The 8,259-nt window shown below is 74.4% G+C and carries 8 protein-coding genes; 5 read left to right on the forward strand and 3 right to left on the reverse strand.

Translation table 11 applies throughout. The annotated features are described in order from the left end of the window. The first annotated feature begins 186 nt into the window (after positions 1 to 186). Together GFJ45_RS13835 and GFJ45_RS13840 are read left to right on the forward strand one after the other, a co-directional pair. On the forward strand, positions 187 to 1,284 hold the full coding sequence (locus tag GFJ45_RS13835; RefSeq protein ID WP_228387060.1) for a mannose-1-phosphate guanylyltransferase: 1,098 nt from the start codon (positions 187 to 189) through the stop codon (positions 1,282 to 1,284). Between the two features lie 146 nt (positions 1,285 to 1,430). After that, the gene (locus GFJ45_RS13840; RefSeq protein ID WP_228387062.1) at positions 1,431 to 2,603 is read left to right on the forward strand and encodes a glycosyltransferase family 4 protein; all 1,173 of its coding nucleotides are present in this window, start codon (positions 1,431 to 1,433) and stop codon (positions 2,601 to 2,603) included. Between the two features lie 9 nt (positions 2,604 to 2,612). On the opposite strand, the gene GFJ45_RS13845 is transcribed toward GFJ45_RS13840, so the two are convergent. Further along, complete coding sequence (locus tag GFJ45_RS13845; RefSeq protein ID WP_153398210.1) at positions 2,613 to 3,218, reverse strand: 2'-5' RNA ligase family protein; 606 nt, start codon at positions 3,216 to 3,218, stop codon at positions 2,613 to 2,615. Then, a complete protein-coding gene (locus GFJ45_RS13850; protein WP_228387064.1) occupies positions 3,215 to 4,030 on the reverse strand; it encodes an exodeoxyribonuclease III in 816 nt (271 codons plus the stop codon). Before GFJ45_RS13850 ends, GFJ45_RS13845 begins: the two co-directional genes overlap by 4 nt. Positions 4,031 to 4,067: 37 nt before the next feature. Here GFJ45_RS13850 and GFJ45_RS13855 point away from each other — a divergent pair, with 37 nt between their 5' ends. The 3 genes from GFJ45_RS13855 to GFJ45_RS13865 all read left to right on the forward strand — a co-directional run bounded on the left by GFJ45_RS13855 (position 4,068) and on the right by GFJ45_RS13865 (position 7,471). Further along, the gene (locus tag GFJ45_RS13855; RefSeq protein ID WP_153398214.1) at positions 4,068 to 5,630 is read left to right on the forward strand and encodes a S10 family peptidase; all 1,563 of its coding nucleotides are present in this window, start codon (positions 4,068 to 4,070) and stop codon (positions 5,628 to 5,630) included. A gap of 56 nt (positions 5,631 to 5,686) precedes the next feature. After that, on the forward strand, positions 5,687 to 6,397 hold the full coding sequence (locus GFJ45_RS13860) for a maleylpyruvate isomerase family mycothiol-dependent enzyme (RefSeq protein WP_153398216.1): 711 nt from the start codon (positions 5,687 to 5,689) through the stop codon (positions 6,395 to 6,397). Positions 6,398 to 6,481: 84 nt separating this feature from the next. Next, positions 6,482 to 7,471, forward strand: a complete 990-nt coding sequence (locus GFJ45_RS13865; RefSeq protein ID WP_153398218.1) for a malate dehydrogenase — start codon at positions 6,482 to 6,484, stop codon at positions 7,469 to 7,471. A 173-nt stretch (positions 7,472 to 7,644) separates the two neighbouring features. Here the strand turns inward: GFJ45_RS13865 and GFJ45_RS13870 are convergent. Further along, positions 7,645 to 8,259: HNH endonuclease signature motif containing protein (locus tag GFJ45_RS13870; protein ID WP_153398220.1), on the reverse strand; the 615-nt coding region annotated here is incomplete at its 5' end.

Raw genomic sequence — 8,259 nt, forward strand, 5'->3', positions numbered from 1 at the left:
ACCGAGACCGGGTACAGCGCCGTGCCGGTGGCCAGCGCGATCGTGCCGCGGCGACGGTCAGGTAGTGGGCGGACTCGGCGTCCCCGCCGCCGGCGCGGAACAGCACCGGGCGGGCCAGCGTGGTGTAGGCCGCGCCGAGCACGCTGCTACGGAGGTCGGGCACGGCGCCACCCTATGCTGGCCGGGATGAGCAGCGGGGCCAGCCGGGATCACTTCTGGGCCGTGGTGCCGGCCGGGGGCTCGGGCACCCGGCTGTGGCCGCTGTCCCGCCGCGACACCCCCAAGTTCCTGCAGGACCTCACCGGCAGCGGCCGCTCGCTGCTGCAGGGCACCGTCGACCGGCTGCGGCCGCTGTGCGGCGAGCGGGTGCTGGTGGTCACCGGCGCGCGGCACGCGGCGGCGGTGCGGGAGCAGCTGCCGGACCTGCCGGCGGCGAACCTGCTGGTCGAACCGGAGCCGCGGGACTCCATGCCCGCCGTCGGGTGGGCCGCCGCGGTGCTGGAGCGCCGGGACCCGGAGGCGGTGATCGGCTCGTTCGCCGCCGACCACGTCATCGGCGACGCCGAGGCGTTCCGCGCCCGGGTCGAGGAGGCGGTCCACGCCGCCGCCGACGGCTCGCTGGTGACCCTCGGGATCCGGCCCGGCTACCCCGCCACCGGCTACGGTTACATCTCCCCCGGCGCCCCCGCCGCCGTGCCCGGCGCCCCCGACACCCGGCGGGTGGCCCGGTTCGTGGAGAAGCCTGACCTGGCCCGCGCCCGGGAGCACGTGGCGGCGGGTGACCTGTGGAACGCCGGCATGTTCGTGGTGGCCGCGGCCCGGCTGCTGGACCTGCTGGGCCGGTGGCACCCGGAGCTCGCCGCCGCGCTGCGCCGGGTCGCGGCCGACCCGGCGGCACTGGAGAGCGAGTGGGCCGGCCTCGAGCCGGTGGCGATCGACCACGCGGTCGCCGAGCCCGCCGCGGCCGCGGGAGAGGTGGCCGTGGTGCCCGGTGACTTCCCCTGGGACGACGTGGGCGACTTCGCCTCGCTGGCCGACCGGCTGGCCGAGTCCGGGGAGCACCCCGGCATGCGGGTGCTCGGCCCCGCCGACCTGGTGGTCAGCCAGGACAGCACCGGGGTGATCGCCGCGCGCGGCGGCCGCACCGTGGTCACCCTCGGCATCCCCGACGTGGTGGTGATCGACACCGCGGACGCGGTCCTGGTCACCACCCGGGAGCGGGTGCAGGATGTCAAGCAGGTCGTGGAGACGCTGCGACGACTGGGGAAGGAGGAGCTGACCTGAGCACCGCGCGACGTGCGGAACCGGCGCCCCCACGGGGACGGCGGCGGCTGCGTGACGCCCTCGGTCACCCGCTGGTCACCTTCCGCTCGCACGACACGCCCCGGCAGGTCGACGCGGCGCCACCTGCCGCCGACACCGTGGCACCCGTGCGCGTCGCGATCGTCACCGAGTCCTTCCTCCCGGCGCTCAACGGCGTCACCACCAGCGTCTGCAAGGTCCTCGAGCAGCTCGCCGCGCGCGGCCACGAGGCCGTCGTCATCGCCCCCGGCACCAGCCCGTGGAGCCCCACCGCCGCGCCCAGCCACTACGCCGGCTTCCCGATCCACACCGTGAGCAGCGTGCCGGTGCGGCAGTTCCGGGTGGGCCTGCCCTCCTACGAGATCGAGACGGTGCTGCACCGGTTCCGGCCCGACGTGGTGCACGTCGCCTCCCCGTTCGTGCTCGGGGTGCGCGGGCTGACCGCCGCCCGGGCGCTGGACCTGCCCTCCGTGGCGGTGTACCAGACCGACATGCCCAGCTACATCCGGCAGCACTCCGGCCCGATGGGTGACCTGACCGCCCGGGCCGCCTGGCGCTGGATCCGCCGCATCCACTCCCAGGCCGACCTCACCCTCGCGCCGTCGACGGCGGCGCTCGCCGACCTGACCGCGCACGACGTGCCGCGGGTGGCGCTGTGGGGCCGTGGCGTGGACGCCGACCTGTTCCACCCCGACCGCCGCGAGCGCCCCGAGGTGGCGGCGCTGCGCCGGCGGCTCGCCCCGGACGGGGAGCTGCTGCTGGGCTACGTGGGGCGGCTGGCCCCCGAGAAGGAGCTGCACCGGATGGCCGAGCTGGCCGGTATCGCCGGCGCCCGGCTGGTCGTGGTCGGTGAGGGCCCCAGCCGGGAGGAGTTGCAGCAGCTGCTGCCGGACACGGTGTTCCTGGGCCGGCGGGAGGGCGCCGAGCTGGCCGACTGCTACGCGGCGATGGACGTGTTCGTCCACACCGGAACCCGGGAGACCTTCGGGCAGACGCTGCAGGAGGCGGCGGCCGCGGGGCTGCCGGTCGTCGCGCCCCGGCGGGGCGGCCCGGTCGACCTGGTGCAGGACGGGGTCTCCGGGCACCTGTTCGACCCGGACGTGCCCGGCGCGCTGGCCGCGGCGGTGGCCCGGCTCGTCGAGGACGGCCACGGCGCGGCCGAGAGCACGGCCGAGCGGCGTGACCGCATGGGGCGGGCCGGTCGGGCACGGGTGCAGGAGCGCTCCTGGCCGCACCTGGTCGACCAGTTGCTCGGGCACTACCAGCACGCCATCGCGCGGGTGCCGGTCCGGGTGGCCTGAGCGCCCCGCTCAGCCGCGCGGGAGCAGCTCGACCGGTGGGCTGCTGCCGGTCAGCTCGTAGCGGCGGTAGCTCCGCCACGCCTGGCCACCGGGACCGTCGGCAGGACCGGTGCCCGCCGCTACGCCGTCGTCGTGGACGTAGAGGGTGACCTGGTCGGCGGTGAACCGGCAGGAGAATTCGGCCAGCTCGGCGAACGCCCGGTCCAGCACCTCCGGTGGCAGCTCCTGGGCGACGGTGACGTGCGGGTGGTACGGGAACGCCCGCGGCGGGTCGACCGGGCCCCGGCGCACGTCCTGCTCGAGCAGCTCGCAGGAGGAGACCCCCTGGGCGACCTGCACGTAGACCACCTCCGAGACGGGCCGGAAGCTGCCGGTGCCGCGCAGCACCACCTCGAAGGCCGGGTGCCGCGCCGCCACACAGGTCAGGTGCTCCTCCAGCCGCGTCAGCTGCCCCGCGGTGACCGGAGTCGGTCCCAACAGGGTGATGTGGGTGGGGATCCCCACGGCCCGCTCCTCGCCGAACTCCTGCCGGGCTTGCCGCAGCTGCTCCCCCCACGGCGCCGGCACGGGCAACGCGACCCCGACCGTGGCTCCACCCCGCTCCGCAGCAGTCACGGGAGGAGAGCGTAGTCCACCAGCACCGGCGCGTGGTCGCTCCACCGCGAGGCGTAGTCGGGGGCGCGCCCGACCCGCCACTCCCGCACCCGGCTGGCCACGCCGGGTGTGGCCAGCTGGTAGTCGATGCGCCAGCCGGTGTCGTTGTCGAACGCCTTGCCGCGCCAGGACCACCAGGTGTAGGGACCGTCGACCTCCCCGGCGCCGCGCCGGACCACGTCCACCCAGCCGGCCGCCTGCCAGCGCGTCAGGTAGGCCTGCTCGGCGGGCAGGAACCCGGCCTTGCCGCGGTTGCCGCGCCAGTTGCGCAGGTCCTGCTGGGTGTGGCAGATGTTCAGGTCACCAGTCAGCACCGCCTCCCGGCCCTGCCCGGCCAGCGCGGACAGCCGGGCATCGACCGCGTCCAGCAGGGCGTACTTGTCCTGCTGCGCCGGCGTCCCGGCCTCCCCGGTGTGAACGTAGGCCGACAGCACCGTCACCTCCCGGGGCCCCGGAGCCGCGGCCACCCGGACATCGGCCTCCACCCAGCGCCCCGCCGCTACTGAGCAGTCCAGCCCCTCCGGCCCGCGCCGGTCCGCCAACGGGTAGCGGCTCAGCACCGCGACCCCCGCGCGGCCCGGCTGGTCGCCCTCGTGCAGCGCCAGCTCCCAGTCCGCGAACGGCGTGCGGGCCAGCACGCGTCGCAGCTGGTCGGCCGAGGCCCGGACCTCCTGCAGCGCGAGCACGTCCGGCCGCTGCCCGGCCAGCCAGTCGAGGCCGCCGCGGCGTGCGGCGGCACGGATCCCGTTGACGTTGACGCTCACCAGTCGCACCCGGTCATCGTCCCCGACGGGTCCTAGGCTGACGGCCATGACCCCTCCCGAGGAACAGGACAAGGAGCAGCAGGAGCGCGGGCCGGACCAGGAGCAGCAGCCGGAGCGCGGGCAGCACCAGGATGCCGGCGGCGACGACCGCGCCCGGACCACGGTCGCCGAGGAGGTGCGCGACGACCTGGTCACGACCGAGCACACGCTGCAGGTGGGCGACCGGACGCTGCGCTACACCGCCGAGGCCGGGCGGATGGTGCTCCGGGAGGAGGTCTACGAGGACGACGTCTTCACCGGCGTCAAGCCCAAGGCCGAGGTGTTCCTGACCTCCTACGTGCTCGACCAGCCCGAGGACGCGCCGCCCCGGCCGGTGACGTTCGCCTTCAACGGCGGACCGGGCTCCTCCTCGGTCTGGCTGCACCTCGGGCTGCTCGGGCCGCGCCGGGTGCGGATGGGGGACGTCGGCGACCTGCTCCCCCCGCCCTACGGCCTGGTGGACAACCCCGAGTCGCTGCTCGCGGTCTCCGACCTGGTGTTCATCGACCCGGTCTCGACCGGCTTCTCCCGCGCGGTCGAGGGCGGCAAGGCCAAGGCCTACCACGGCTTCAGCGGTGACCTGGAGTCGGTCGCGGAGGTGATCCGGCTGTGGACCAGCCGGCACCAGCGCTGGATGTCCCCGAAGTTCCTGGCCGGGGAGTCCTACGGCACGCTGCGGGCGGCCGCGCTGGCCGACCACCTGCAGTCCCGCTACGGCATGTTCCTCAACGGGCTGATGCTCATCTCCTCGGTGCTGGACCTCGGCTCGATCGGTCTGCACGAGCCCGACGACCGGGCAGCCGTCGGCTTCCTGCCGACCTACGCAGCCGTCGCGCACTACCACGGCAAGCACGGTCGCCGGGAGCTGAGCACGGTGGTGCGGGAGGCGCAGGAGTACGCCTCCCGCGACTACCCCTGGGCGCTGGCCCGGGGCCGGCGGCTCACCGGCAGTGAGCGCGAGCAGCACGTCGCCACGGTGGCCCGGCTGACCGGGCTGTCCCCCACCTGGGTGGACCGGGCCGACCTGCGCATCGAGCACATCCGCTTCTTCACCGAGCTGCTGCGTGACCAGGGGCTGGTCGTGGGCCGGCTGGACTCCCGCTTCACCGGTCCGGCCGCGCGCGGCAACGCCGAGACCTTCGACGCCGACCCCAGCCACGACGCGATCGCCGGGCCCTACGCCGCCGCGTTCAACCACCACGTCCGCGCCGACCTGGGGTATGAGTCCGACCTGCACTACGAGCAGATCTCCCCGCGGGTCCATCCGTGGTCCTACGCCGACTTCGAGGGCAAGTCCGTCGACGTCACCCCGCGGCTGGCCCGAGCAATGCGCGCCAACCCGCACCTGCAGGTGCACGTCGCCTACGGCTGGTACGACGGCGCCACCCCGTTCTTCGCCTCCCGGGAGGTGCTGGAGCAGCTGGTGCTGCCGGGCGAGGCGTTCGACCGGTTCGAGCACCGCTACTACGAGGCCGGCCACATGATGTATGTCCACGAGCCCTCCCGGCAGCAGCAGTCGGCCGACCTCGCCGCGTTCGTGCGCCGGGCCGCCGGGCAGGAGTCGTCCTGAGCACCGGCGCGGGCGGCGCCGGGAGCGGCGGTGCCGGCGGTGCCGCCGTGCCCCGGATGGCACCGGAGCGGGCGCTGGAGCTGCTGGCGGATGCGGATGCCGGGTTGCAGCGGACGCTGGCCGCCGCCTCCGGTGGCAGCTGGCTGGCCGAGCCGTCGGTCTGCACCGGGTGGAGCCGCGGGCACGTGCTGGCACACCTGGCCCGGAACGCCGACGCGCTGCAGCGGCTGGTCGACTGGGCACTGACCGGGGTGCAGCGGCCGGCCTACGACTCCTTGGAGGCGCGCAACCGCGACATCGAGGAGGGCGCCACCCGACAGCTGGCCGAGGTACGGGAGGACCTGGCCCGCTCCTCCGAGGCGTTCGCCGTGAAGGCGCGCGAGCTGCTGGGTGCCAGCGACCTGGCCCTGGTGCGCACCGGCAGCTCGGGGCTGACGCTGCCCGGCGACCAGGTGCCCTGGGCGCGGTTGCGGGAGGTGACGCTGCATCATGCGGACCTGCGGGCAGGGTTCACGGTCGCGGACGCTCCGACGGAGGTGGTCGTGCACGCGCTGGCCGAGGCGCGGGCCAAGCTGGGCGCCCACCCGAACTGCCCGCCGGTGACGCTCGTGGTCAGCGGGAGCGGCGAGCGGTGGCTGCTGGCCGGGGGCGGCCCCGAGGTGCATGGCGCCCCCGCCGGGTTGCTGGCCTGGCTGGCCCGTGGCCTCACCGACGGAGTGGCCGTTCCGGGAGGTGACCGGCCGCCAGCGCTGCCGCCCTGGGGCTGACGGGATGGCCAGTCTTAGGGGCCGGCCCTGCTGCTACCGTCCTGGCAAGACCGAGACGCTCTGCGAGACAAAGGGGAACGCACCGTGACCACTCCCGTGAAGGTGGCCGTGACCGGCGCCGCCGGCCAGATCTGCTACAACCTGCTGTTCCGCATCGCCAACGGTGACCTGCTCGGTCCTGACACCCCCGTTGAGCTGCGGCTGCTTGAGATCACGCCGGCTCTCCCGGCCCTGGAGGGTGTGGTCATGGAGCTGGACGACTGCGCGTTCCCGCTGTTGGCGGGCGTGCAGACCGGTGATGACCCGACGAGGGTCTTCGACGGCGTCAACGTGGCGCTGCTCGTGGGCGCCCGGCCGCGGAGCAAGGGAATGGAGCGGGGCGACCTGCTGGAGGCCAACGGCGCGATCTTCACCGGTCAGGGCAAGGCACTCAACGACCACGCCGCCGACGACATCCGGGTCACCGTCACCGGCAACCCCGCCAACACCAACGCCCTCATCGCGATGAGCAACGCCCCGGACATCCCGACGGAGCGGTTCACCGCGCTGACCCGGCTGGACCACAACCGCGCGCTCGCCCAGCTGAGCCAGAAGGCCGGTGTCGGCGTGACCCAGATCCGTCACATGACCATCTGGGGGAACCACTCGGCGACCCAGTACCCAGACCTGTTCCGCGCCGAGATCGACGGCCGTGTCGCCGCCGAGGTCGTGGACGACCAGGAGTGGCTGGAGGAGACCTTCATCCCGACGGTGGCCAAGCGCGGCGCCGCGATCATCGAGGCACGCGGTTCGTCCTCGGCCGCCTCGGCGGCCTCGGCCACCATCGATCACACCCGCGACTGGCTGCAGGGCACCCCCGAGGGCGACTGGACCTCGATGGCGGTGCGCTCCGACGGCTCCTACGGGGTGCCGGAGGGGCTGATCTCCTCGTTCCCGGTGACCACCTCCGGCGGCGACTGGCAGATCGTGCAGGGGCTGGAGATCGACGACTTCTCCCGCAGCAAGATCGACGCTTCGGTCGCCGAGCTCGAGGAGGAGCGCCGCACGGTCGCGGACCTCGGCCTCATCGGCTGACGGTGCGGCCGCGGCCGCGGCCGCACCACCATGGTGCCGCCGCGCCCACCCGCAACCGTGGCCTTGGATCTGGCTGGAGCCCTCGGAGTCCCCTCCTCGGTGGCGCCGGGGGCTTCCTGCTGCTCTGGGCATGGTGATGTCCCGGCCGCCGCGGCGGCCGGGTTGGGGCGGGGTTATCTGTGTTGCCAGGTGACGCCGGTGGTGGTGATGGTGGCGGTGAGGTCGTGGTCGTGGACCCGGGTGTGGTGCCGCGGGCAGAGCAGGGCGTAGTTGGTCAGGTCCGATCGTCCGCCGTGGGACCAGGGGGTGATGTGGTGGGCGTCGCACCAGGGGGCGGGGGTGGTGCAGCCGGGGTAGGTGCAGCCGCGGTCGCGGTGGGCCAGGGCGGTGCGTTGGCCGGGGGTGACCAGGCGCCGTCTGCGTCCTTGGTCCAGGATCTCCCCTTCGGTGCCGAGCACTTGGGGGATGAGGTCTGCCTCGCACGCCAGCCGGCGCACCGTCGCCGGGGCGAGGGTGTCACCGAGCAGGGTGGTGCCGGTCCCGGTCAGCTGCTGGTGCAGGTCGTCCCACCGGATTTGGACCACGAGCTGGGCCTTAGGGGTGGTGGGCTGCCCCTGCGCCCCGGCGACGCCACGGCGCAGCACGGTGGTGAGCGCGTCGTAGCGGCGCTGCGGGGCGGTGCGAGGGTCGGGGCCGTCGGCGTCAGGGGCCGGTGCGGCTAGGGGGCTGGTGAGGATGGCGCGGATGGTGGCGGCGCCTTCGGGTTCGCAGGTGATGACGAACCGGGT

The sequence above is a fragment of the Ornithinicoccus halotolerans genome, from assembly GCF_009602535.1.
Taxonomy (GTDB): Bacteria; Actinomycetota; Actinomycetes; order Actinomycetales; family Dermatophilaceae; genus Ornithinicoccus; species Ornithinicoccus halotolerans.